Annotated in this window: 12 protein-coding genes, 21 tRNA genes and 3 rRNA genes; 1 reads left to right on the top strand and 35 read right to left on the bottom strand. The window is 44.6% G+C overall.

All coding sequences use genetic code 11. The features are described 5' to 3' along the window. Window positions 1–3: 3 nt before the first annotated feature. The 6 genes from menC to ACY8D0_RS14735 all read right to left on the bottom strand — a co-directional run bounded on the left by menC (window position 4) and on the right by ACY8D0_RS14735 (window position 7461). Window positions 4–1110, bottom strand: a complete 1107-nt coding sequence (menC, locus tag ACY8D0_RS14760) for an o-succinylbenzoate synthase (RefSeq protein WP_462411230.1) — start codon at window positions 1108–1110, stop codon at window positions 4–6. A gap of 1 nt (window position 1111) precedes the next feature. After that, window positions 1112–2605, bottom strand: a complete 1494-nt coding sequence (locus ACY8D0_RS14755; protein ID WP_462411229.1) for an o-succinylbenzoate--CoA ligase — start codon at window positions 2603–2605, stop codon at window positions 1112–1114. 61 nt (window positions 2606–2666) lie between these two features. Further along, entirely contained in the window at window positions 2667–3485 is an 819-nt protein-coding gene (gene menB / locus ACY8D0_RS14750; protein ID WP_462411228.1) for a 1,4-dihydroxy-2-naphthoyl-CoA synthase, read from the bottom strand. A 13-nt stretch (window positions 3486–3498) separates the two neighbouring features. After that, window positions 3499–4311, bottom strand: a complete 813-nt coding sequence (menH, locus tag ACY8D0_RS14745) for a 2-succinyl-6-hydroxy-2,4-cyclohexadiene-1-carboxylate synthase (protein WP_462411227.1) — start codon at window positions 4309–4311, stop codon at window positions 3499–3501. Continuing rightward, window positions 4308–6059 (bottom strand): 2-succinyl-5-enolpyruvyl-6-hydroxy-3-cyclohexene-1-carboxylic-acid synthase, encoded by a 1752-nt coding sequence (menD, locus tag ACY8D0_RS14740; protein WP_462411226.1) that lies wholly within the window; start codon window positions 6057–6059, stop codon window positions 4308–4310. The genes menH and menD overlap by 4 nt, the downstream gene beginning before the upstream one ends. A gap of 1 nt (window position 6060) precedes the next feature. Next, on the bottom strand, window positions 6061–7461 hold the full coding sequence (locus tag ACY8D0_RS14735) for an isochorismate synthase (RefSeq protein WP_462411225.1): 1401 nt from the start codon (window positions 7459–7461) through the stop codon (window positions 6061–6063). A gap of 569 nt (window positions 7462–8030) precedes the next feature. On the opposite strand from ACY8D0_RS14735, the gene ACY8D0_RS14730 reads away from it, so the two are divergent. Then, entirely contained in the window at window positions 8031–8966 is a 936-nt protein-coding gene (locus ACY8D0_RS14730) for a 1,4-dihydroxy-2-naphthoate polyprenyltransferase (RefSeq protein ID WP_462411224.1), read from the top strand. Between the two features lie 42 nt (window positions 8967–9008). Here ACY8D0_RS14730 and ACY8D0_RS14725 read toward each other — a convergent pair whose 3' ends face one another. The 29 genes from ACY8D0_RS14725 to ACY8D0_RS14585 form a co-directional block, all read right to left on the bottom strand. Continuing rightward, a complete protein-coding gene (locus ACY8D0_RS14725) occupies window positions 9009–11402 on the bottom strand; it encodes a glycogen/starch/alpha-glucan phosphorylase (protein WP_462411223.1) in 2394 nt (797 codons plus the stop codon). After that, window positions 11392–12843: a glycogen synthase GlgA gene (gene glgA / locus ACY8D0_RS14720; RefSeq protein WP_462411222.1), complete on the bottom strand. Its 1452-nt coding sequence runs from the start codon at window positions 12841–12843 to the stop codon at window positions 11392–11394. Before glgA ends, ACY8D0_RS14725 begins: the two co-directional genes overlap by 11 nt. Beyond that, window positions 12840–13871 carry a GlgC family sugar phosphate nucleotidyltransferase gene (locus tag ACY8D0_RS14715; protein ID WP_462411221.1) on the bottom strand — a complete coding sequence of 344 codons (1032 nt, stop codon included), beginning with the start codon at window positions 13869–13871 and terminating at the stop codon, window positions 12840–12842. Before ACY8D0_RS14715 ends, glgA begins: the two co-directional genes overlap by 4 nt. Window positions 13872–13940: 69 nt before the next feature. Continuing rightward, window positions 13941–15086 (bottom strand): glucose-1-phosphate adenylyltransferase, encoded by a 1146-nt coding sequence (locus ACY8D0_RS14710; RefSeq protein ID WP_462411220.1) that lies wholly within the window; start codon window positions 15084–15086, stop codon window positions 13941–13943. Then, a complete protein-coding gene (gene glgB / locus ACY8D0_RS14705) occupies window positions 15034–16977 on the bottom strand; it encodes a 1,4-alpha-glucan branching protein GlgB (protein ID WP_462411219.1) in 1944 nt (647 codons plus the stop codon). Before glgB ends, ACY8D0_RS14710 begins: the two co-directional genes overlap by 53 nt. A gap of 588 nt (window positions 16978–17565) precedes the next feature. Further along, window positions 17566–17637: transfer RNA gene (locus ACY8D0_RS14700), tRNA-Glu, on the bottom strand. Window positions 17638–17642: 5 nt separating this feature from the next. Then, window positions 17643–17730: transfer RNA gene (locus ACY8D0_RS14695), tRNA-Ser, on the bottom strand. A 3-nt stretch (window positions 17731–17733) separates the two neighbouring features. Next, window positions 17734–17808 (bottom strand) — tRNA-Asn (locus ACY8D0_RS14690). A gap of 11 nt (window positions 17809–17819) precedes the next feature. Continuing rightward, a tRNA-Ile gene (locus ACY8D0_RS14685) sits at window positions 17820–17896 on the bottom strand. 6 nt (window positions 17897–17902) lie between these two features. Then, window positions 17903–17976: transfer RNA gene (locus tag ACY8D0_RS14680), tRNA-Gly, on the bottom strand. Between the two features lie 21 nt (window positions 17977–17997). Then, window positions 17998–18070: transfer RNA gene (locus ACY8D0_RS14675), tRNA-His, on the bottom strand. Between the two features lie 30 nt (window positions 18071–18100). Next, a tRNA-Phe gene (locus ACY8D0_RS14670) sits at window positions 18101–18173 on the bottom strand. Between the two features lie 5 nt (window positions 18174–18178). Continuing rightward, window positions 18179–18255 (bottom strand) — tRNA-Asp (locus ACY8D0_RS14665). Window positions 18256–18258: 3 nt separating this feature from the next. Further along, window positions 18259–18332 (bottom strand) — tRNA-Met (locus tag ACY8D0_RS14660). 42 nt (window positions 18333–18374) lie between these two features. Then, a tRNA-Ser gene (locus tag ACY8D0_RS14655) sits at window positions 18375–18467 on the bottom strand. Window positions 18468–18485: 18 nt separating this feature from the next. Beyond that, window positions 18486–18562, bottom strand: a tRNA-Ile gene (locus ACY8D0_RS14650). Window positions 18563–18571: 9 nt separating this feature from the next. Further along, a tRNA-Met gene (locus ACY8D0_RS14645) sits at window positions 18572–18648 on the bottom strand. Between the two features lie 19 nt (window positions 18649–18667). Next, window positions 18668–18743, bottom strand: a tRNA-Ala gene (locus ACY8D0_RS14640). A 12-nt stretch (window positions 18744–18755) separates the two neighbouring features. Further along, a tRNA-Pro gene (locus ACY8D0_RS14635) sits at window positions 18756–18832 on the bottom strand. A gap of 3 nt (window positions 18833–18835) precedes the next feature. Further along, window positions 18836–18912 (bottom strand) — tRNA-Arg (locus tag ACY8D0_RS14630). Window positions 18913–18921: 9 nt separating this feature from the next. Further along, a tRNA-Leu gene (locus tag ACY8D0_RS14625) sits at window positions 18922–19010 on the bottom strand. Window positions 19011–19015: 5 nt separating this feature from the next. After that, window positions 19016–19090 (bottom strand) — tRNA-Gly (locus tag ACY8D0_RS14620). 14 nt (window positions 19091–19104) lie between these two features. Beyond that, a tRNA-Leu gene (locus tag ACY8D0_RS14615) sits at window positions 19105–19189 on the bottom strand. 14 nt (window positions 19190–19203) lie between these two features. Then, a tRNA-Lys gene (locus tag ACY8D0_RS14610) sits at window positions 19204–19279 on the bottom strand. Window positions 19280–19286: 7 nt separating this feature from the next. Further along, window positions 19287–19362, bottom strand: a tRNA-Thr gene (locus tag ACY8D0_RS14605). 6 nt (window positions 19363–19368) lie between these two features. Next, window positions 19369–19444: transfer RNA gene (locus ACY8D0_RS14600), tRNA-Val, on the bottom strand. A 9-nt stretch (window positions 19445–19453) separates the two neighbouring features. Next, a 5S ribosomal RNA gene (gene rrf, locus ACY8D0_RS14595) occupies window positions 19454–19570 on the bottom strand. Between the two features lie 135 nt (window positions 19571–19705). Further along, a 23S ribosomal RNA gene (locus ACY8D0_RS14590) occupies window positions 19706–22643 on the bottom strand. Between the two features lie 211 nt (window positions 22644–22854). After that, window positions 22855–24405, bottom strand: a 16S ribosomal RNA gene (locus tag ACY8D0_RS14585). Together the 16S, 23S and 5S rRNA genes with 21 tRNA genes alongside form the textbook arrangement of a ribosomal RNA operon. Between the last annotated feature and the right edge of the window lie 398 nt (window positions 24406–24803).

Here is a 24803-nt window from a genome sequence, read left to right as displayed (position 1 = left end):
CTTTTAAAACGTGAAAGTCTTCTTGTGTATCAGGGTCTGCTCTAGACGCTTGCTGTTGATTTCATAACCAATCCCTGGTGTTGTAGGAACAGCTATCATGCCGTTTTCTACTGTAACCTCCGGAGATATGATATCTTCATCCCAGAATCGATTGGATGCAGAGATATCCCCCGGAATCGTAAAACCTGGCATGGAAGCTAGAGCTATGTTATGTGCCCGGGATATCCCGAATTCAATCATGCCGCCGCACCATACCGGTATGCCTTTTTCATAACAATAATCGTGAATCCGCTTTGCCTCATTTATGCCGCCTACACGGCCTACTTTTATATTAATGATTTTACAGCTCCCGTATTCGATGGCCTTTCGGGCATCCTCAAAACTGACAATGCTCTCATCCAGACAAATAGGCGTCTTAATTTGTTTTTGCAACATGGCATGTTCAATCAGATCATCGTATGCCAATGGCTGTTCAATCATCAGCAAATTCAGCTCATCAAGCGCTTTTAGACGGTCGATATCTTTCAATGTATAAGCGGAATTAGCATCTGCCATGATTGGCAACTCCGGATAAAGGCGCCTAATTTCTGATAAAAAGGTATAATCCATAACAGGGTTAATTTTTACTTTAATTCGCTTGTACCCGTCAGCAAGATATTGCTCAATTTGCTCCCGCGCTTTCTTCATCGAATCAGTTGCAACTACTACTCCTGAAGGAATCCTTTCCGCAGTGCCGCCAATTGTTTGCGCCAGTGATTCCGAGTGCTGTTTGGCAAATAAATCCCACAGTGCAGTCTCAATTGCCGCCTTGGCCATATTATTCCTTCTTACCGAGTGAAACAGTTTTGTAACCTGTTCTGGATGGCCAATCGGCTGTTTTTGCAGTAATGGAATCAAGAAATCACCCAGCATGTGCATACTGGTGGCCACGGTTTCTTCGGTATACCATGGCGATGAAAATGCAACCCCTTCTCCGTACCCAGCAGATCCATCCCTATCTAACACCCTTACAATAAGCCCTTCCCGCCCCGTTACTTCCCCCAAATGGGTCACAAAAGGTTGTTTAAGCGGCATTTTAATAACAAACAAATCAATTGAAGAAATTTTCATCCTATACCCTTCCCTCATTCAACCATTCTTTCAAGGTTCTGCGCAGCAGTTTTTTGGAGGCATTCCTTGGCAGCCGATCAACAAAATAAAACTGTTTAGGAACCTTGTACTTGGCCAATTGATTTCGGCAAAATGCTTGAAGGTCCGCTTTGGAGAGAATGGATTGGGCGGATCTTACAATGAAAGCAATAGGAACCTGTCCCCATTGTTCATCTTCTTGACTTGTTACCCCGGCATCTTCAATATCAGGATGGGATAACAGCACGGCTTCAATTTCAGCAGGATAAACATTCTCCCCACCTGAAATAATGAGGTCGGAACGCCGGTCGAGGACAAACAAAAATCCATCTTGGTCGATAAGGCCCATGTCCCCCGTACGAAGCCAGCCATTTTGGATTTTTTCTTGGGTGGCCTCGGGTCGATGCAGGTAGCCTTTTGTTACATTAGGGCCTTTTACGACGATTTCTCCTGCTTCCCCGGCTTGTGCCCTCTTCCCATTTTCGAGAACAATCTTGATTTCCGAAGGAAATAATGGCTTCCCGGCCGAACCTAGTTTCCTTATGCTATATTCAGGAGAAAGTGTGACAATTTGCGAGGCAGTTTCTGTCATGCCATACGTTTGGAAAACCGGAATCTCTTTTTTTACACAAGCCTCCAGCAGCGGCAAGGGTGCAGGTCCTCCGCCCAACAGCATGCAACGAAACCGGTCCGGAAGACGCTTGTCTCCAAGTGCGTTCACGATTCTAGTAAGCGTTGTACTGACCACAGACATCATTGTGACACCCTTTTCTGCAATATCGATTATTGTATTTTCCACATCAAATTTTTCATGGAGGACCATCGGCATCCCATATATCACGGAGCGCATTAATATTGAATACCCGCTGATATGGAATAGCGGCACAGAGCACAACCAGATGTCAGTTTCTGATATTCCCAAATTCAAAGCCGAACCTACTGAACTCCACCAGTGATTACCATAACTTTGCATCACACCTTTGGGATGCCCTGTCGTTCCGGAGGTGTACATAATCGTGCAAATATCCTCTAGACTAATTTCCTCTTGGATGCACGGTTCAGCCGGTTCAATGTCAGCTAACTGGGAAACTGTGACGGTTGGCAATTCTTCAAGCTCACTTTTAATTGATAACTGTATCTCAGAAAAGGTGTCATCTACTAATAAAAATGAGGAATTTGAGTCCTTTAATTGCCAAATCAGTTCCGCTTCAGTTAACCGATTATTTAAAATGACAGCCTTTACGCCTAGAATCTGCAGGGCAAATAATGCAACAACTGTGTTTAGGTGGTTCTTCAATAGAACCCCAACAAATTGATCCTTTTTGACCCCAAGCACCTGCAGTCGGCCAGCCGTTTTTATGGAATGTTCATATAGTTCCCTGAAGGTAGTGGCTTGTCCGTTAAAATACACCGCTACACGCTCGGGGGTTAAAAAAGCGCGCTTGATTAAAAAATTGGGCATACTATTTTGCTGCATTTTATCACCTCATAATATAAAAACAGCCTGATGGGTTCCATCAAGCTGTAGTAACTGTAAATCAAGGAAAACGAGGGAATTGGCCGAAATCCGGCTTGCGTTTTTCTTTGAAGGCATCGCGGCCTTCTTTTGCCTCATCCGTTGTGTAGTAAAGCAAGGTCGCATCTCCGGCAAATTGTTGAATTCCGGCTAGACCGTCTGTATCCGCATTGAACGCTGCCTTTAAGAAGCGAAGAGCCGTTGGGCTTTTTTCCAGCATTTCTTCACACCATTGAATGGTTTCATCTTCTACTTGCTCCAATGGAACAACCGTATTGACCAAGCCCATATCAAGTGCTTCCTGCGCATTATATTGACGGCATAAATACCAAATTTCCCGAGCTTTTTTATGACCGACAATTCTTGCTAAATAGCCAGAACCATAACCTGCATCAAAGCTGCCTACTTTTGGTCCGGTCTGGCCAAAAACAGCATTATCTGCGGCGATGGTTAAATCGCAAACCACATGCAAGACATGTCCGCCGCCAATGGCATATCCTTTTACCATTGCCACGACAGGTTTTGGAATAACACGAATGAGTCGTTGCAAGTCAAGTACATTTAGGCGAGGAATTTGGTCCTCTCCGACATAACCGCCATGACCGCGAACTTTCTGGTCGCCACCGGAACAAAAAGCTTTATCTCCAGCACCAGTTAAAACGATCACACCAATATCGGAGTCATCCCGTGCATAGGAAAACGCATCGATTAATTCCATCACCGTTTTTGGGGTAAAGGCATTATGTACATGCGGACGGTTAATCGTAATTTTGGCAATCCCATTATAAGTTTCATATAGGATTTCATCATATTTACGTCCTGGAATCCATTCTACTGCCAAATGAATTACCTCCTTAAAGTTTATTGGACAAGAAGTCCCTTATTATTGTACCAAATATTTCTGCTTCTTCCACATGAATTGCATGACCAGCTTGTTCTATGGTAATCCATTTGCCATTTTTTAATTCTTTAAGCATTTGTTCAGCAATCCGGCAAAACTTAACATCCTTCTCCCCTGTCAGCAGCAGCACTTCACAAGTCATATCCTGCAACTGATTCCACCAGGAAGGCTGTGACCCGGTTCCCATTCCAAGCAGACTATGGGACAATCCTTCAGCGGAATTCCTTAACCGTTGTTCCCTTATCTTTAGTTTGGTCTCAACAGGGAGTTGTTCCATCGAATGAAATAGAGGTGTTTTTTCCCAGTAGTTAACAAATGCCTCTATTCCTTGTTCCATTATAAGCTTAGCCAATCCTGCATCATTATTGCGCCTTAGTTCTCTGTCCTCTTCTGTTTTTAGGCCGGGAGAGGCACTTTCTAAAACCAACTTTCCTGTTCTCTCAGGATATAATATGGCAAAGGTGAGGGCGAGCCTCCCGCCCATCGAGTAACCGATTAAATCGGCCTTATCAATATCCATTTGGTCAAGAAGCAAGTTTAGTTGATAGGCAGCCTCTTCAATATGATAATGTTCTATGCCGCAAGGGGCCTTTGTCTTCCCATGTCCGATAATGTCAGGGATCATTAATTGATGACTCTTTCCCAAACTGTCGCAATATGGAGTCCATGTCGATGAATCGCCTGTAAACCCATGCAGCATGACCAATGGTGAACCCTTGCCACAGACCTCCATATGATAGGTAATGTCTTGAATCGGAACAATCATGAAGGGTCTCCATTGACAAAATTCGATATTTCCTGGGAAACCGTATTCCAAAATTCGCGGTGCTCTTCCCGATTCTTTTCCCTGTTAGTAACGACTTCAAACACTTTTATTCCATGGGAATCTTGTGATTGAGCCATTTCCGTCCTGAAATGATCCCAATCTTGAATCTTGGCATAATAACCATTGACCATTTTAACCGCATGACTAAATTCAATATCAAGTGGAGTACCAAACAAAAGTTCAAAGTGCTCCGGGTGTTCCGATTGTGGAAGGAAAGAAAAGATTCCGCCGCCATTGTTGTTGATTAAAATGATGTTAATATCAATTCCATACCGCTTGGCGATATGGAGTCCGGTTAAATCGTGAAAAAACGTCAAATCCCCGAGGACCAAATACATTTTTCTACAATAAATAGCTGATCCAATTGCCGTTGAAATCGTTCCATCAATTCCATTGGCTCCCCTGTTGGCAAACACCTTTATCGATTTGGGATTATTAAGAAAAAAGCTATCCAAATCACGGATTGGCATACTATTTCCAACAAAAAGGGCGGCTTCATCAGGAATCATATCGGCTAATTGATAAAATAGCTTGGCCTCGCTCAAATCAGTAATATCCCTCATTTGAGTCATTCCTTGCTTCACCAGTTCGTTTAGCTTTTTCCATTTCAGTAAATATTCTGTATCATCCTTGATTCCGGCATAGTCCAAGATTTTTTTACAGAATAATGTTTCATTACAAAAGATCATATCCGTAGATAGTAGAGCAGGGTCTCTCCATCCACCCGCGCCATCCACCACATACTGTTCCGCTTCTGGATTTTCTTTGATGAATATGGTCAATGCCTTAGATATCGGCATTGCGCCAAATCTTAAAATGACATCCGGCTTCAGGAACGCTTTTGCATCAGGATTACGTAAAAAAGTATCATACGTGTCAATAATGTTATTTTGATCATGGTTTCCGCTCCGCAGCTGGGACAACGGGTCGGCAATGATTGGAAACTTTAACACTTTAGATAACTTTGTTATCGCATGAGCAAATTCATGGTCAACTATTGTACCGCAAACAATAATGCCTTTTCTCTTCCCTTGGAGTTGATCAGCTATTTCTTTGAAGTCCGCATCACTTATGGTCAATTCCCCATTGCGGGTCTTCACATAGCCTTGCGGACGCTCTTGAAGGTGAAAAAGATTTTCATCCATTTTTGGAATCAGCGGCTCGCGAAACGGAAAGTTCAAGTGCACAGGACCTGCTGGGGCTTGGGAAGCGACAGCAACAGCCCTCGAACAGACCGTTCTCACATACCGGATGATTTCATTATTTTCCTCTGGCAGCGCCATCTCGGCAAACCATTTCACATTCTTGCCGTACAGCTCAATCTGATTAATGGCTTGGGGTGCCCCAACCTCACGGAGTTCATGGGGGCGGTCAGCCGTCAGCACAATTAACGGTACCCGTGAATACTTGGCTTCAATAATGGCTGGATAATAATTTGCCGATGCCGTTCCTGATGTACATAGGAGAGCAACAGGACGGTTGGATGCTTTGGCTATACCCAAAGCAAAAAAGGCAGATGATCGTTCATCCACATGAATATGAATGTTTAAATCGGGATGTTGGGCAAAGACCATTGCCATTGGTGTCGACCTCGACCCTGGACTAATCACCACATCTTTAATACCAGAGTGAACAAGTTCAGCTGAAAAAGCGCCAAGATAGGCAGTTAACGATTGTTGATGAGTCACATTAGTTCCCCCCTAATGCCCTAAGCATTGGTCTAAATTTTATGCCGGTTTCCAAATATTCGCTTTCAGAATTGGAATCAGCCACCACTCCACAGCCGGCGAAAAGGGATGCTTCATTCCCCTGAATTAATCCAGAGCGAATGGCTACCGCAAACTCACCGTTGCCTTGGTAATCTAGCCAGCCGATTGGACCTCCGTAAAGGCCACGGTCCAATTCCTCCACCTCGCGGATTTTTTCAACCGCTTGTTTTTTGGGCAGGCCCCCGAGAGCCGGAGTGGGATGGAGTTTTCCTACCAATAACAGTAAGGATGTATCCGGCCGGCACTTTCCAATAACAGGGGTGTACAGGTGCTGGATATCCCTTATTTTCATCAACTGCGGCTCCGAAGGAAGGATAATCTCATCACACGCTTCCTCTAATGCTTCCTTAATCATTTGTACCACATATTGATGCTCCAGGAGATTCTTTTGGTCTTTCAGCAATTCGTCGCCCAACAGCCTGTCCTCATCATCTGTGTCTCCACGGCGAATGGAACCGGCTAAGCAGGTGGAAAATATCTCATTTCCCTGTTTTTTTACAAGCCGCTCCGGTGATGCGCCAATAAAACAATCTCCATTCGACTCTAACGCAAAAATAAAACTCTCGTGCTGCTGTTCATCCAAATTTTGCAGGATTCCCTCGGCTTCGATAGGTTTTTGGAATATTAATCGTAATTCTCGTGCCAGCACCACTTTTTTCAATGGCCCGTTCCTTAATTCATTTACGATTTTATCAACGGTTTGCCTCCAACTTTCCGATAAGATTTCCTTTTTGTCTGTCATCCTTGGCAGTTCACTTACCAAAGGCTGATAAAATGCAGTCAGCAATTCATTTCGTTCATCCAGGATTTTTTGAAATAAATGCTTATTGTCCTGAGGGGTACACACAACGTTTGTGGTTAAATAGGTCTTGCCCTTAATAAAGCTAAGTAAAAACTTCGGCAAATAAAACGTAGAATCGTTAAATTTAGACCATAGAGGTGTTTTTTGTTTTAAAGGGTCAAAAGAAAACCCTCCGAAAATAACAGGTCCAGTCCCTATTTCCGGATATGGATTTACCACGAAACTTTCCTGAAGCAAGTGTTCCCAAGCATTCTCTACCTGTAAAAAACGTTCCCTCGTTTCATCCGACTGGATTTGCTGCGCAATGCCGATCCCGGCCAAAAAGATTTCATCACTAGGATCTTTCCAAAAAAATCTTTCCCCTACATAATTTTGTCTTCCTATACTAAAAAAGGATAAAGGGTTTATCTGATCTAATTCGCAGACTTCGCTGACCAGGATTTCCCGCCCCAGAAATTTGGCACGGTTAATGGCTTTCAGCCCCTTTTCCATTATTTCTGTTTCTTGAATGGTAACCAAACTGATCCCTCCAAAACAGCCAAAAATAGCTGCAATCCATTCCTGTAAACCCTTTTACCGATAGGAAAGAGATAAAACTTTCCTATCAGGCATAAGTGCAACTACGCCTTTGCCTTCGCCCTTTTAGGGCTTGCTAATCGGCTAGTTTTCTTTACCTATCATAAATTATGATCGAATAATTTTGTGTATGTCTCTTTTCCGCCCCATTAAAGATACTACTCCAATTGTAAAGAAGTCAATAAACCTTGTCACTACCTATCCCGATTCTTTCCTTATTATATGGCAAAATGCGAACATACGTCTAAGTTAAAGCTTACGAAAGGGCTTGGCCTGGTTTTTAAGTCCCTCAAGAGAAGACGTACCGTTTTTTTCCAAACAAAATTCCCTTATACTCATTATATTCATTTTCCCACGAAAATTTTGTTATTAACCGATACGGCATTATCTGCTAAATTTGAAAGTAAAAATAGATTGACACCACCCCATCGATTCCATACACTTAGTTTTGGAAACAGTCATTTATTACTTCTTATATATTAAAATAGATTTTTTAAGGGAGGAGATTATCGATGCAGCCAAATTTACCGCACAATTCAAAAACGGTTGTGGAATCAAATAAAGGCTTTCAAGTCTGGTGGCAAATGACCCGTCCTCATACATTAACCGCTGCATTTGTACCCGTATTGCTCGGTACTGCCCTTGGTCTTGAGCGAGGAGAGTTTCATCTTGGTTTGTTCCTAGCCATGTTAATCGCCTGCTTAATCATCCAAGCAGCCACGAATATGTTTAATGAGTATTATGATTATAAACGAGGCCTTGATACGGAGCATTCAGTTGGTATTGGCGGTTCCATTGTCCGGGACGGCATCCGGCCAAAAACGGTTATGCAACTGGCGTTAAGTCTTTATGGGGTAGCCCTATTATTAGGAGTTTATATCTGCGCAAACAGCAGTTGGTGGCTTGCGTTAGTTGGCTTAATTGGCATGGCGGTCGGCTATTTATATACTGGGGGGCCCATTCCAATATCTTCTACCCCTTTTGGGGAAATATTTGCGGGTTTCTTTATGGGGATGCTGATTATTTTAATTTCCTTGTTTATTCAGACCGGAACAGTTGATACGGCCAGTGTGCTTGTATCCGTACCTATTTTTATTTTAGTCGGTGCCATATTGTTATCCAATAATATCCGCGACCTTGAGGGTGATAAGGAATACGGACGTAAAACCTTAGCCATATTATTGGGGAAAAACGGCGCCATTTATTTATTGGCCGGCATGTTTCTCTTTTCCTATATTTGGGTATTCGCTCTCATCTTCAGTGGTGTGGCACCAATTTGGTCTGCCTTAGTCTTACTAAGTGTTTCAAAGCCAATAAAGGCGATAAAAGGATTTAAGGTAGGGAAAATCCCGGTTCAAATGGCCCCTGCCATGAAGGCAACGGCACAAACAAATACGATTTTTGGATTTCTGCTCGCTGTCGGCATTTTTGCCGGAATCTTATTATAGAATTACAAAAAAAGCTTCTGCCCGGCAGAAGCTTTTTTCATGTTACAACAGAGGATGGATTCCCCAAATATCCGATGCATATTCTTTAATGGTACGGTCACTGGAAAAATAACCTGCATGGGCAATATTAATAAGGCTTTTCCTTTGCCAGTTTATCTGGTCCAAGTAACAGCTGCCGATCTTTTGCTGGGTATTGGTATAAGAAGCAAAATCCTTTAACACAAAGTATTGATCATTTTCCTCAAGCAAAGAATCGACAATGGGTTCATATTCATTTTGGATACCCGGAAAAAATCCGTTTACCAGCTGGTCTATCACATGTTGAATCCGTTGGTCATGATGATAATAGCCGACAGATTCATATCCTCCATGCCGGTAATAATGGAGTACTTCCTCTGCTGTCAAGCCAAAAATAAAGATGTTGTCATCTCCTACCATCTCATGGATTTCCACATTCGCCCCATCCATCGTCCCAATGGTTAACGCACCGTTAATCATAAATTTCATATTGCCCGTTCCGGAGGCTTCTTTACTGGCAGTGGATATTTGTTCACTGACATCAGCAGCGGGGAAAATCTTTTCGGCTAAAGAAACACGATAATTTTCCAAAAAGATCACTTTCAATTGATCCCCCACTTTTGGGTCGTTATTAACCATATCCGCAACCGAATTAATTAATTTAATAATTTTCTTAGCGTAATAATACCCAGGTGATGCTTTGGCCCCAAAAATAAAAACTCTAGGAGTCAGGTGAAAACTGGAGTCCTCCTTAATCCTGTTGTAGAGGTGCATAATATGTAGAACGTTTAAAAGTTGCCTTTTATAGGCATGCAGCCTTTTCACCTGTACATCAAAAATAGCTTCCGTGCTCACCCTTATCCCGGTTTGCTTATAGATGATGTTTGCCAGCGACTGTTTATTAGCTTGTTTGATCTTGCCTAACTGCTCAAGGAACGAATTGTCATTTTCATATTTCAGAAGCCCTGCCAACTCAGTCCCTGTATGTGCCCACGATGGACCAATCGCATCGGTTATCAGTGCTGATAATTTGGGATTGGACTTAAGGAGCCACCGCCGATGGGCGATTCCGTTAGTCTTATTGTTAAACTTTTCAGGAAACAGCTGGAAAAATGGTCTCATTTCCCTTTCTTTCAATATCTCCGTATGCAGCCTAGCTACCCCATTCACACTGAAGCTACCCACAATGGCTAAATGGGCCATCTTCACAAAGCCATCTGCAATGATCGCTAGATTAGCAATTCGCTCCCAATCCCCAGGGGTTTTCTCCCATAACTGGCGGCAAAAGCGTTCATTAATTTCCTCGACAATCATATAGATTCTCGGCAGCAGCGGCTGAAATAACCGCACTGGCCACTTTTCTAACGCCTCGGATAAAGTCGTATGGTTGGTATAGGAAATGGTATTTCGCGTGATTTTCCAAGCCTCATCCCAGCCAAAGCCTTCATTGTCCATCAAAATCCTCATTAATTCAGGAATAGCGAGAACCGGGTGGGTATCATTTATATGAATACACACATACTCATCCAGCTTATCTAGGCTGCCATATTGCTTTTTATGTGCTCTTATTATTGATTGTAAACTTGCAGACACCAAAAAATATTGTTGCTTTAGCCGTAGGATTTTTCCTTCATCATGGGTATCATCCGGGTAGAGGAATTCCGAAATAGCCTCTGTTTCCCGTTTATATTTCAAAATATCTTTATGAAATGGGAATTGGGCAGGCTCCGCGTTCCAAAGACGGAGAGTATTAACAGTTTTGGACTCATATCCAACTACCGGCATGTCATATGGAACCGCTGTAACTGTCTCCGCATTTAAATGTTGAAAACTTAACCGGCCATCTTCAGTTTTTGAATCGACTTTTCCCCAAAACGGCACGCTGACGGCTAAGTCTAGTTTACGGATTTCCCATACATTTCCGCTCCTTAGCCACTGCTCCGGTAACTCCACTTGATAGCCGTTGACAATCTTCTGCTCGAATAATCCATGCTTATAGCGTATCCCTTGGCCATGTCCAGGAAGATGGAGTGACGCAAGGGAATCCAAAAAGCAGGCGGCCAGTCTGCCTAAGCCGCCATTACCTAATCCTGCATCCGGTTCTAATTCTTCCAGTTCAGCCAAATCAATTCCCAGTTCACTTAGGCCTTCCTCTACCGTCTCTTCGACACCAAGATTGATGAGGTTTTGGCGCAGAAGCTTTCCGAGCAAGTATTCAATAGATAGATAATATACTTGTTTCCCCTTCGTTGCCATGTATTGTTCATTGGTCGTGATCCAATCATCGCTTACGTATTCCCGAATCATATGACCCAATGTCTGATAATGATCAATCATAGTGCTTTCTGAAAAACTTTTCCCACACAGCATTTCAAGCCGGTGCAAAAACGCGGCCTTAAAATTCTCCTTAGAAAACATGCGTTTCACTCCTAGAAATCAGTTCGGCATAAAGCTGATTATAGCTGAAGGCGGAATTGGTCCAGCTGTAATCCTTCTCCATTGCCTGCTTTACAATGGAATTCCACACCTGTTTATTTTGATAGAAGCCAATCGCTCTCCTAATCGTATAAAGCATGTCGTGGGCATTAAAATTACGGAATGAGAAGCCGTTTCCTTCTGAGGTAAACTCGTTATAGGATTTTACCGTATCGTTTAACCCACCTGTTTCACGGACAATCGGAATGGCCCCATACCTCATAGCAATCAACTGCCCCAGTCCGCATGGTTCAAACAAGGAAGGCATTAAGAACAAGTCAGCCGCCGCATATAATTTATGGGCAAATTCTTCATCAAACTCGGTAAACACCTTTAATTTTTCCGGATAAATTCTGGCGGCCTGCCTTAAATATTCCTCAAATTCATAATCGCCGGTCCCTAAAATGATCACCTGAATATCCTCTTGGAGGATATCACGGAGCACACATTTCACAAGATCCAGCCCCTTTTGCCTTGTTAAGCGGGAAATCATCACCATTAACGGAACATTTGCGCTTGTTTTCAATCCCGTGAATTTTTGTATCTCCCGTTTATTAATCAGTTTATTTTCTGGCTTTCGATAAGAGAACCCCTGATAAATAAATGGGTCATCCTCAGGATTATAAAAGTCCTCATCAATCCCATTAATAATACCAATCAGTTCATCATCCCGTTCCCGCAGTAAACCATCCAATTTCTCTCCATATTCCGCCGTTTGAATTTCCTGTTTATAGGTGGGGCTGACTGTTGTAATCCTGTCTGCAGCCACCAATCCTCCCTTCATGAAATTAATAGCCCCAAAGAACTCCAAATGGTCTTGGTTATAGGCATGCCAGTCCAAACCTAACAAATCTTTAATGACTTCCTTTGGAAATATCCCCTGGAATTGGAGATTATGAATCGTAAATACTGTCCGAATCGAACCATAACCGTTTCGTTTATAATACTCGGTCCTTAATAAATAAGGAACCATCGCTGTATGCCAATCATGGCAATGAAGCACATCCGGGAAAAATTGCAGCACCGCCATCGTTTCAAGCACTGCACGATTGAAATAAGCAAAACGCTCTCCGTCATCAAAAAAGCCATACAAACGGTTCCGTTTAAAGTAATATTCATTATCGACAAAATAATAGGTAACCCCTTGATGGGTGAGCTCCTCAATACCGCAATACTGATTTCTCCAGCCCACCGGCACTGTGAATTCCTTCACTTTTACCATTTTATTTTTATATTCCTCCGCAATGGTGCCGTATTTCGGAAGAATTACTCTTACATCTGAACCCAATTTATTCAGTTCTTTTGGCAGAGAACCTGCCACATCGGCAAGTCCCCCAGATTTTGCAAATGGCTGGCATTCTGAAACTGCAAATAGTACCTTCACGAATTCATCAACGCTCCTTGTTTCGTCCCTTTTCGGACAACAAACGGTGACTGGGCCGTCCCGAAAAGATGAGATCCTGCTTCAACCTTAACATCTTTATCCAAAATAACCCCATCCAAGTGGCAATTTTCCTCGATCACACACTTTTGCATGATGATACTGTTTCGGATAACCGTACCTTTTCCAATTTTAACCCCACGAGCGATAATACTGTTTTCCACCGTGCCACTAATCTGGCAGCCATTCGCAACCATGGAGTTCTTGACGAATGAGCCCTTTAAATACTTGGTAGGTGGCTCATCTTTGACCTTTGTTAAGATCGGCTGGTCTTTTAAAAATAATTTTTTCCATACTTCAGGCTGCAGCAGGTTCATGCTTGTTTGAAAGTAATTTTCAATAGAATCAATCATGACAGCATAGCCTTCATATAGATAATGGCAAATCTTATAATTACTTTGAGGATCACGGACAACATCCTTCATGCACGAATAACCTGTATTAGTTCTATTTTGAATAAGGTCCGTTAGAAAGGAGGTTTTCACTAAATAGATTTCCATCGAGCCGCCGTCCTTATGGTGGACTTCTGTAATGTCACAACCAGAATGGACGTGCGATTCAAGAATCGGTTTAAAATTCATATTAAAAATAGTATAACAGTTGGAAATTATTGCATACTCTTGTGTACTGCGATAAAAGTAATCCATATTGGCAGCAAAAAGGTCGAATGAACCGATTCGGTTTTCATGGTTATCCACAATCGGTGATGGAAAAAAGAATAAACCATCTCGTTTTCGGTTCAAATCCCAATTTTTTCCTGAACCCAAATGGTCCATTAATGACCGATACTGCATTTTTGGGAAGATTGCAACACTTCTGATACCTGAATTCACCATACTGGATAAAACAAAGTCAATTACCCGGTACCGCCCGGAAAATGGCAGTGCAGCCAAAGACCGGTGTGTTAACAATTCCTCCAAATCCTCGTGATAGCTTGTAGCATCAATAATTCCCAACAGCCTTCTTTTCATCTCCAGATTCCCCCTGTATTTGGTCAGGGCCTCTTCCCCTGTTTCAACTGTAAAATTCTAATACTGCTGCTATGCTTTCAGTTGCAATTCGCTTAACAATTCATTTGTTACTAAAATAATTTCATCATCAAGGGAACGTACGACCGTCCCGTCCGGTATCGTTACATCACAAGGTACAATCGCTTTTTCAATGTAGCAATTTTTCCCAATTATGGAATCAGGCATAATGACCGAATCTTTAATAAGTGAACCCTTTCCCACAACGACCCCTTGAAAGAGGACAGAATGGTCAATTTCCCCGTCAATCGTACATCCTTCATTGATTAGAGATTCCGATACAATCGCATTTGGTGAAATGTATTGTGGAGGCTGGTTGGGATTGACAGAATAAATTTTCCAAGAAGGGTCAAACAAGTCCAATTCACAATCTTCGTTCAATAGATCCATATTGGCTTCCCATAGGCTTTGTACGGTGCCAACATCCTTCCAATAGCCCTTGAACGGATAAGCAAACAATTTTTTATTTTGATCCAATAATGATGGAATCACGTCTTTACCAAAATCATGACTTGAATCCGGGTTTCTCGCATCCATTTCCAAATATTCCTTTAATATATTCCAGCTGAATATATAAATCCCCATGGAAGCCAAATTATTTTTCGGATTTGCGGGTTTCTCCTCAAATTCTGTGATTCTCATCTCTTCATTTGTGTTCATAATGCCGAATCGGCTCGCTTCCATCCAAGGAACTTCTATGAGGGATATTGTGACATCTGCCTTTTTTTCAATGTGGTATTCCAGCATTGTCTCATAATTCATCTTGTATATATGATCTCCTGAGAGTATGAGAACGTAGTCAGGCTGATATTGCTTGAGATAGTTCAGGTTTTGGTATATGGCACTGGCAGTCCCTGTATACCACTTTACTTCAGATGACTCACTATATGGAGGCAATACAGTAACCCCGCCATTTTTACGATCCAGATCCCAAGTACTGCCAATGCCAATATATGAATTTAACAAAAGCGGCTGATATTGTGTCAAAACTCCTACCGTATCAAGCCCTGAATTTGAACAGTTGCTTAACGTAAAGTCAATGATCCTATACTTGCCCCCAAAGGGAACAGCCGGTTTTGCAAGGTCTCTGGTCAAGATATTAAGTCTACTTCCTTTTCCCCCTGCCAACAGCATGGCTACGCACTTTTTCTTTTCCATTCCCTTTCCTCTCCTTTCGTTTTTTAACAGGCCTTAATAACAGAAAACTGAATGGTCCCATGCTTACGTTGATAGAAAATGGTTTCCCGTGAAATGGCTGCTCCAAAGAGGCAATCGTTTTTTTGTTCACCACTCCAGATCCCCCATATTCTTCGCTATCACTATTAAAGATTTCCCTGTACTCGCCTGCGAGCGATACACCGATATTGTATTCCGGGTAGCTGACTCCCGTAAAATTACAGACAACAATTAAACTGTCTTCATCTTTTTTCCCTTTACGAACAAATGAAAATATGGATTGTTCTTTGTTATCAACATCAATCCATTCAAAACCGTCCCATAAATAATCCAATTCATATAATGCCTTGGAGCGTTTATATAACTTAATTAAAACCTTCACATAATCATTCAATTTACGGTGCATGTCATAATCTAATAAGACCCAATCCAGTTGCTCTTTATCCTTCCATTCGGCAAACTGCCCCAGTTCAAACCCCATGAATAACAGTTTTTTTCCTGGATGCGAGAACATATAACCCAGCAGGAGCCGATATTGGGCGAATTTTTCCCAGTAATCCCCTGGCATCTTATCTAGCAGTGACTTCTTTCCGTGTACGACTTCATCATGTGAAAAGGGGAGCATAAAATTTTCTGAAAACGCATATAAAAGTGAAAAAGTAACCTTTGAATGGACAGAGTGGCGTGCATAGGGAGGTGTTTCCATATACACCAAAATATCGTTCATCCAGCCCATATTCCATTTATAATCAAATCCCAAGCCCCCATACTGGACAGGTCCAGTCACGTTAGGAAAGTCCGTTGAATCCTCACCAATCATTAAAACAGAAGGGGTGTGGTCATGGATCTCTTTGTTCAGCTTTTTTAAAAATTCTATCCCGAAAGGATTTTTCTCCTTTAATCCCTTACTGTTAGGCCAGTAGATGATATTGGCCACAGCATCCATCCTAAAACCGTCAACATGGAAATAATCCATCCAATAGATCGCGTTTGATATGAGAAAGCTTTGCACTTCTCCCTTTCCAAGGTCAAAGTTTGCTGTCCCCCATACCAAATTTTCTCTGTCGCCATGATGGGTATAGGAATAAAGGTGCGTACCATCGAATTGATAGAGCCCATGCGCATCCTTGCAGAAATGACCCGGTACCCAATCAAGGATGACCCCTACTTTATGTTTATGACATTCGTCCACAAAATATTGAAAGTCATCTGGGGTTCCGTACCTGGATGTTACGGAAAAATAGCCAGTTCCTTGATATCCCCATGAATCGTCAAGGGGATGCTCAACAATCGGCAATAATTCAATATGGGTAAATCCATGCTCGGTTACATAGGGAATTAGTTCTGCAGCAAGTTCCCGATAGGTCAGAAACTCCCCATCTTGTTTTTTCAACCAAGATCCGATGTGGACTTCATAAATGACAGCAGGCTCCGATAGATAATTTTTCCTGAGCTTGCGTTCCATCCAATCTTGGTCATTCCAATGAAATTCATCCAATGTATATACAATGGAGGCCGTATTGGGTCTTAATTCGGAGTAAAAGGCAAACGGGTCGGCCTTCAGGAGTATTTCGTTCGTTTGCGTGAGTATCTCATACTTATAAATACATCCTTCCAGGTCTTGATTAATGACAAGAACCCATACTCCTTCATCATTCACTTTTTTTAATTTATGCCCTTTACCATTCCAATGATTAAAATCGCCGACCAGCCTTACTTCAAGTGCGTTCGGGGCCCAAACACAAAAACGTGTCCGGGTTTGAGTGGAATCTTTAAAAACATGGGCACCAAAAAGGTGATGACTTTGAAATAAGTTTCCCTCATGAAATAAATGCAATTGATAGTCCGTTGGAAATAATGTATTTACTATCATGACTTTCCTCATTCCCATTGAAGATATGTTTTACAAGTTTCAATTATAAGTGGAAAGTTATTATAATACTCGAAATACTTTTTTATCTTTTCTGACAAGAGTCCGTAACAGAACTCATATTGCGACAAACTTTCAACTTTTTCGATAAGATATGATATTTTTCACAACTCAAAGCGACAAAAGACAACAAACTTTTTATGTAAGATGTACTTACGAAAAGCCAAATATTATGTCAGATATTTTTACAGTGATACTAATTTTGGGGGGAGATTGGAGATTATTATGTGGAAGGGCTTTCATAATTCGATATATTTTTGCTCTCTGCTAGTCCTGTGACACGATTGTTTAGAACTGCTCCTATTTACCCTGGCTGCTGACTTTTCACCTCCTCGGTAGTTTGGAGTCGTCCCAATTTACCATAGCTACTTTTTATTCCCATTCTGGTTCGTTTGGAGCCATTTCTATTTACCCTGGTTACTCTTATTTCACCTTATCGGTCGTTTGGAGACATATCTCCATTTCCACTGGCTGCTTTTGTTCTTAAACGACAAAAAAAGCTGATGACTAATTGTCATCAGCTTTTTTGTATGACCCCTACGGGATTCGAACCCGTGTTACCGCCGTGAAAGGGCGGTGTCTTAACCGCTTGACCAAGGGGCCAATAACAGAGAAGAAGGGATTCGAACCCTCGCGCCGCTTACGCGACCTACTCCCTTAGCAGGGGAGCCCCTTGAGCCACTTGGGTACTTCTCTATATGGCTCCGCAGGTAGGACTCGAACCTACGACCGATCGGTTAACAGCCGATAGCTCTACCACTGAGCTACTGCGGAATAATATAAAATGGTGGGCCTAAATGGACTTGAACCATCGACCTCACGCTTATCAGGCGTGCGCTCTAACCAGCTGAGCTATAGGCCCATAGATTGGAGCGGGTGATGGGAATCGAACCCACAACAACAGCTTGGAAGGCTGTGGTTTTACCACTAAACTACACCCGCAAATAGAGTAATTTAATAAAGGGCGATTGATGGGAATCGAACCCACGAATGCCAGAGCCACAATCTGGTGTGTTAACCACTTCACCACAACCGCCATACTATTTTTAAAAAATAATATTAAAGGTGGCTCAGGACGGAATCGAACCGCCGACACAAGGATTTTCAGTCCTTTGCTCTACCGACTGAGCTACTGAGCCATAAGTGGCGGTCTGGACGGGACTCGAACCCGCGACCTCCTGCGTGACAGGCAGGCATTCTAACCAACTGAACTACCAGACCGAATTGCGGGGGCAGGATTTGAACCTGCGACCTTCGGGTTATGAGCCCGACGAGCTACCGGACTGCTCCACCCCGCGATAATAAAATATTTAGTTTGTCCATGCTCTTAAAAAGTAACATGGAGGAGGAAGAGGGATTCGAACCCCCGCGCGGTTTAACCCGCCTGTCGGTTTTCAAGACCGATCCCTTCAGCCGAACTTGGGTATTCCTCCGTACTATAATAAGACTACTGGTGGACCTTGTAGGACTCGAACCTACGACCGGACGGTTATGAGCCGTCTGCTCTAACCAGCTGAGCTAAAGGTCCAATTAATATTGGTAGCGGCGGAGGGGATCGAACCCCCGACCTTACGGGTATGAACCGTACGCTCTAGCCAGCTGAGCTACACCGCCAAAATATTGTACATAATTATGGTGGAGCCTAGCGGGATCGAACCGCTGACCTCCTGCGTGCAAAGCAGGCGCTCTCCCAGCTGAGCTAAGGCCCCATCTTATATTAATGGTCGGGAAAACAGGATTCGAACCTGCGACCCCTTGGTCCCAAACCAAGTGCTCTACCAAGCTGAGCTATTTCCCGATATGGCGCGCCCGAAAGGAGTCGAACCCATAACCTTCTGATCCGTAGTCAGACGCTCTATCCAATTGAGCTACGGGCGCATTATTAAATGGTGCCGAGGACCGGAATCGAACCGGTACGGTAGTCACCTACCGCAGGATTTTAAGTCCTGTGCGTCTGCCAGTTCCGCCACCCCGGCACTAATGGAGCGGAAGACGGGATTCGAACCCGCGACCCCCACCTTGGCAAGGTGGTGTTCTACCACTGAACTACTTCCGCATATAACAATCAAATGGTGCGGGTGAAGGGAGTCGAACCCCCACGCCTTGCGGCGCCAGATCCTAAGTCTGGTGCGTCTGCCAATTCCGCCACACCCGCATATTTCATTTAAATGGTGAGCCATGAAGGACTCGAACCTTCGACCCTCTGATTAAAAGTCAGATGCTCTACCGACTGAGCTAATGGCTCAAAAAAGTGGTGCCGGCTAGAGGACTTGAACCCCCAACCTACTGATTACAAGTCAGTTGCTCTACCAATTGAGCTAAACCGGCATAATATGGTGGAGGATGACGGGATCGAACCGCCGACCCTCTGCTTGTAAGGCAGATGCTCTCCCAGCTGAGCTAATCCTCCATATTAAAAGCCTGGCAACGTCCTACTCTCACAGGGGCTTTCGCCCCAACTACCATCGGCGCTGAGAAGCTTAACTTCCGTGTTCGGTATGGGAACGGGTGTGACTTTCTCGCCATTGCTGCCAGACCATCTATTCGACACTAATTTATTATAATGTCTTTTTTATATTTTGCAAGAGGAAATTTTAATATTTCATCATTCCCTCAAAACTGGATAACCAAAGAAACCTTTGTAAAACGAGTTCGCATTTTTAAATATGACTTGGTTAAGTCCTCGATCGATTAGTATCAGTCAGCTCCACACGTCACCGTGCTTCCACCCCTGACCTATCAACCTGATCATCTTTCAGGGATCTTACTAGCTTGACGCTATGGGAAATCTCATCTTGAGGGGGGCTTCATGCTTAGATGCTTTCAGCACTTATCCCGTCCGCACATAGCTACCCAGCGATGCCTTTGGCAAGACAACTGGTACACCAGCGGTGCGTCCATCCCGGTCCTCTCGTACTAAGGACAGCTCCTCTCAAATTTCCTGCGCCCACGACGGATAGGGACCGAACTGTCTCACGACGTTCTGAACCCAGCTCGCGTACCGCTTTAATGGGCGAACAGCCCAACCCTTGGGACCGACTACAGCCCCAGGATGCGATGAGCCGACATCGAGGTGCCAAACCTCCCCGTCGATGTGGACTCTTGGGGGAGATAAGCCTGTTATCCCCAGGGTAGCTTTTATCCGTTGAGCGATGGCCCTTCCATGCGGAACCACCGGATCACTAAGCCCGACTTTCGTCCCTGCTCGACTTGTAGGTCTCGCAGTCAAGCTCCCTTGTGCCTTTACACTCTGCGAATGATTTCCAACCATTCTGAGGGAACCTTTGGGCGCCTCCGTTACTCTTTAGGAGGCGACCGCCCCAGTCAAACTGCCCACCTGACACTGTCTCCCATCCCGATAAGGGATGCGGGTTAGAATTTCAATACAGCCAGGGTAGTATCCCACCGACGCCTCCACCGAAGCTGGCGCTCCGGCTTCTCAGGCTCCTACCTATCCTGTACAAGCTGTACCAAAATTCAATATCAGGCTACAGTAAAGCTCCATGGGGTCTTTCCGTCCTGTCGCGGGTAACCTGCATCTTCACAGGTACTATAATTTCACCGAGTCTCTCGTTGAGACAGTGCCCAGATCGTTACGCCTTTCGTGCGGGTCGGAACTTACCCGACAAGGAATTTCGCTACCTTAGGACCGTTATAGTTACGGCCGCCGTTTACTGGGGCTTCGATTCAGAGCTTCGCTTTGCAGCTAACCCCTCCTCTTAACCTTCCAGCACCGGGCAGGCGTCAGCCCCTATACTTCGCCTTGCGGCTTCGCAGAGACCTGTGTTTTTGCTAAACAGTCGCCTGGGCCTATTCACTGCGGCTTACCGAGGCTATTCACCCCAGTAAGCACCCCTTCTCCCGAAGTTACGGGGTCATTTTGCCGAGTTCCTTAACGAGAGTTCTCTCGCTCACCTTAGGATTCTCTCCTCGCCTACCTGTGTCGGTTTGCGGTACGGGCACCTTTTATCTCGCTAGAGGCTTTTCTTGGCAGTGTGGAATCAGGAACTTCGGTACTCTATTTCCCTCGCTGTCACAGCTTGAGCCTTACGGTGAACGGATTTTCCTATTCACCAGCCTAACTGCTTAGACGCACATAACCAGCAGTGCGCTTACCCTATCCTCCTGCGTCCCCCCATCACTCAAACGATAAAGAGGTGGTACAGGAATATCAACCTGTTGTCCATCGCCTACGCCTTTCGGCCTCGGCTTAGGTCCCGACTAACCCTGAGCGGACGAGCCTTCCTCAGGAAACCTTAGGCATACGGTGGATGAGATTCTCACTCATCTTTCGCTACTCATACCGGCATTCTCACTTCTAAGCGCTCCACCAGTCCTTACGGTCTAGCTTCAACGCCCTTAGAACGCTCTCCTACCACTGACATCGAAGATGTCAATCCACAGCTTCGGTGATACGTTTAGCCCCGGTACATTTTCGGCGCAGAGTCACTCGACCAGTGAGCTATTACGCACTCTTTAAATGGTGGCTGCTTCTAAGCCAACATCCTGGTTGTCTAAGCAACTCCACATCCTTTTCCACTTAACGTATACTTTGGGACCTTAGCTGGTGGTCTGGGCTGTTTCCCTTTTGACTACGGATCTTATCACTCGCAGTCTGACTCCCACGGATAAGTCTTTGGCATTCGGAGTTTGTCTGAATTCGGTAACCCGATGGGGGCCCCTAGTCCAAACAGTGCTCTACCTCCAAGACTCTAACTTCGTGAGGCTAGCCCTAAAGCTATTTCGGAGAGAACCAGCTATCTCCAAGTTCGATTGGAATTTCTCCGCTACCCACACCTCATCCGCGCACTTTTCAACGTGCGTCGGTTCGGGCCTCCATCCAGTGTTACCTGGACTTCACCCTGGACATGGGTAGATCACCTGGTTTCGGGTCTACGACTGCATACTATTTCGCCCTACTTAAGACTCGCTTTCGCTGCGGCTCCGTCTCATCAACTTAACCTCGCATGCAATCGTAACTCGCCGGTTCATTCTACAAAAGGCACGCCATCACCCATAAACGGGCTCTGACTACTTGTAGGCACACGGTTTCAGGATCTCTTTCACTCCCCTTCCGGGGTGCTTTTCACCTTTCCCTCACGGTACTGGTTCACTATCGGTCACTAGGGAGTATTTAGCCTTGGGAGATGGTCCTCCCTGCTTCCGACCGGATTTCACGTGTCCGGCCGTACTCAGGATCCACTCAGGAGGGAACGAAGTTTCAACTACAGGGCTGTTACCTTCTATGGCTGGCCTTTCCAGACCGCTTCATCTACCCCGTTCCTTTGTAACTCCATGTTGAGTGTCCTACAACCCCGAAAGGCAAGCCTTTCGGTTTGGGCTGTTCCCGTTTCGCTCGCCGCTACTCAGGGAATCGCGTTTGCTTTCTCTTCCTCCGGGTACTTAGATGTTTCAGTTCCCCGGGTATGCCTTCAATACCCTATGTATTCAGGTAAAGATGCTGCCCCATTACGGGCAACGGGTTTCCCCATTCGGAAATCTCCGGATCAAAGCTTACTTACAGCTCCCCGAAGCATATCGGTGTTAGTACCGTCCTTCATCGGCTCCTAGTGCCAAGGCATTCACCGTGCGCCCTTTCTAACTTAACCTAAAATGGTTTAAAACCTAAAATGGCGATTACTCGGTTTTACTTGGTTTCTTCTATACGATTATCCAGTTTTCAAAGAACGAATTTTTGAGAGAATTGTTTCGAATTATACCTTACGGTATAATACTCACAAAAAAAGATTGCTCTCTCAAAACTAAACAAACAACAGAGGTCAACGTCTTATCAGTCCGTAAGGACTGCATATTCCTTAGAAAGGAGGTGATCCAGCCGCACCTTCCGATACGGCTACCTTGTTACGACTTCACCCCAATCATCTGTCCCACCTTAGGCGGCTGGCTCCTTACGGTTACCCCACCGACTTCGGGTGTTACAAACTCTCGTGGTGTGACGGGCGGTGTGTACAAGGCCCGGGAACGTATTCACCGCGGCATGCTGATCCGCGATTACTAGCGATTCCGGCTTCATGCAGGCGAGTTGCAGCCTGCAATCCGAACTGAGAATGGTTTTATGGGATTGGCTTCACCTCGCGGCTTCGCTGCCCTTTGTACCATCCATTGTAGCACGTGTGTAGCCCAGGTCATAAGGGGCATGATGATTTGACGTCATCCCCACCTTCCTCCGGTTTGTCACCGGCAGTCAGATTAGAGTGCCCAACTGAATGCTGGCAACTAATCTCAAGGGTTGCGCTCGTTGCGGGACTTAACCCAACATCTCACGACACGAGCTGACGACAACCATGCACCACCTGTCACTCTGTCCCCCGAAGGGGAAATTCCTATCTCTAGGAGTGTCAGAGGATGTCAAGACCTGGTAAGGTTCTTCGCGTTGCTTCGAATTAAACCACATGCTCCACCGCTTGTGCGGGCCCCCGTCAATTCCTTTGAGTTTCAGCCTTGCGGCCGTACTCCCCAGGCGGAGTGCTTAATGCGTTAGCTGCAGCACTAAAGGGCGGAAACCCTCTAACACTTAGCACTCATCGTTTACGGCGTGGACTACCAGGGTATCTAATCCTGTTTGCTCCCCACGCTTTCGCGCCTCAGCGTCAGTTACAGACCAGAAAGCCGCCTTCGCCACTGGTGTTCCTCCACATCTCTACGCATTTCACCGCTACACGTGGAATTCCGCTTTCCTCTTCTGCACTCAAGTCCCCCAGTTTCCAATGACCCTCCACGGTTGAGCCGTGGGCTTTCACATCAGACTTAAAGGACCGCCTGCGCGCGCTTTACGCCCAATAATTCCGGACAACGCTTGCCACCTACGTATTACCGCGGCTGCTGGCACGTAGTTAGCCGTGGCTTTCTGGTTAGGTACCGTCAAGGTACCGGCAGTTACTCCGATACTTGTTCTTCCCTAACAACAGAGCTTTACGACCCGAAGGCCTTCATCGCTCACGCGGCGTTGCTCCATCAGACTTTCGTCCATTGTGGAAGATTCCCTACTGCTGCCTCCCGTAGGAGTCTGGGCCGTGTCTCAGTCCCAGTGTGGCCGATCACCCTCTCAGGTCGGCTACGCATCGTCGCCTTGGTGAGCCGTTACCTCACCAACTAGCTAATGCGCCGCGGGCCCATCTGTAAGTGTCAGCTAAAAACCGACTTTCAGCCTTCCCTCATGTGAGGGAAGAAATTATCCGGTATTAGCATCGGTTTCCCGATGTTATCCCAGTCTTACAGGCAGGTTGCCCACGTGTTACTCACCCGTCCGCCGCTAATCAACAGGAGCAAGCTCCTATTGATTCGCTCGACTTGCATGTATTAGGCACGCCGCCAGCGTTCGTCCTGAGCCAGGATCAAACTCTCCAAGAAAGTTGATATAGCTCATAAAAGTTAAAACGTTGGCTTCATTTCGATAGAAACGAATGTTTATTGTTGACGTATTTGTTTGTTTAGTTTTCAAAGAGCAATAATTTATCGCTTGTCCAACCAATACTTTTCAAAAGCGACCTCATTAATATATCATGTGCTCTATTAGAATGTCAATAACATTTTTAAATGTTTTTTTGACTCTCCGAAGAGGACAAGAAATAATATACCATGATTAAAATGTGTTTGCAATATAATTTTAAAAGTTTTTTTAATATATTGCTCTGGCGTCCATTATACCATGATAAAAATCATAATATAGGTACTGTTTGTATATGAATAAGATATTATTATAAAAATTGGTAAAATTGTCTCTTACCCAACAAATCAGTTTATGAAAG

The organism is Neobacillus camarae (genome assembly GCF_054950115.1).
This window is presented reverse-complemented; position numbering and strand designations above follow the sequence as displayed.

Coding starts and splice junctions, on each gene's coding strand:
- menC (WP_462411230.1), bottom strand. CDS start 1,110: ATGAAAATTTCTTCAATTGATTTGTTTGTTATTAAAATGCCGCTTAAA.
- ACY8D0_RS14755 (WP_462411229.1), bottom strand. CDS start 2,605: ATGCAGCAAAATAGTATGCCCAATTTTTTAATCAAGCGCGCTTTTTTA.
- ACY8D0_RS14710 (WP_462411220.1), bottom strand. CDS start 15,086: ATGGAAAAGAAAAAGTGCGTAGCCATGCTGTTGGCAGGGGGAAAAGGA.
- ACY8D0_RS14715 (WP_462411221.1), bottom strand. CDS start 13,871: ATGAAAAGAAGGCTGTTGGGAATTATTGATGCTACAAGCTATCACGAG.
- ACY8D0_RS14725 (WP_462411223.1), bottom strand. CDS start 11,402: ATGTTTTCTAAGGAGAATTTTAAGGCCGCGTTTTTGCACCGGCTTGAA.
- ACY8D0_RS14730 (WP_462411224.1), top strand. CDS start 8,031: ATGCAGCCAAATTTACCGCACAATTCAAAAACGGTTGTGGAATCAAAT.
- glgB (WP_462411219.1), bottom strand. CDS start 16,977: ATGATAGTAAATACATTATTTCCAACGGACTATCAATTGCATTTATTT.
- menH (WP_462411227.1), bottom strand. CDS start 4,311: ATGATTGTTCCGATTCAAGACATTACCTATCATATGGAGGTCTGTGGC.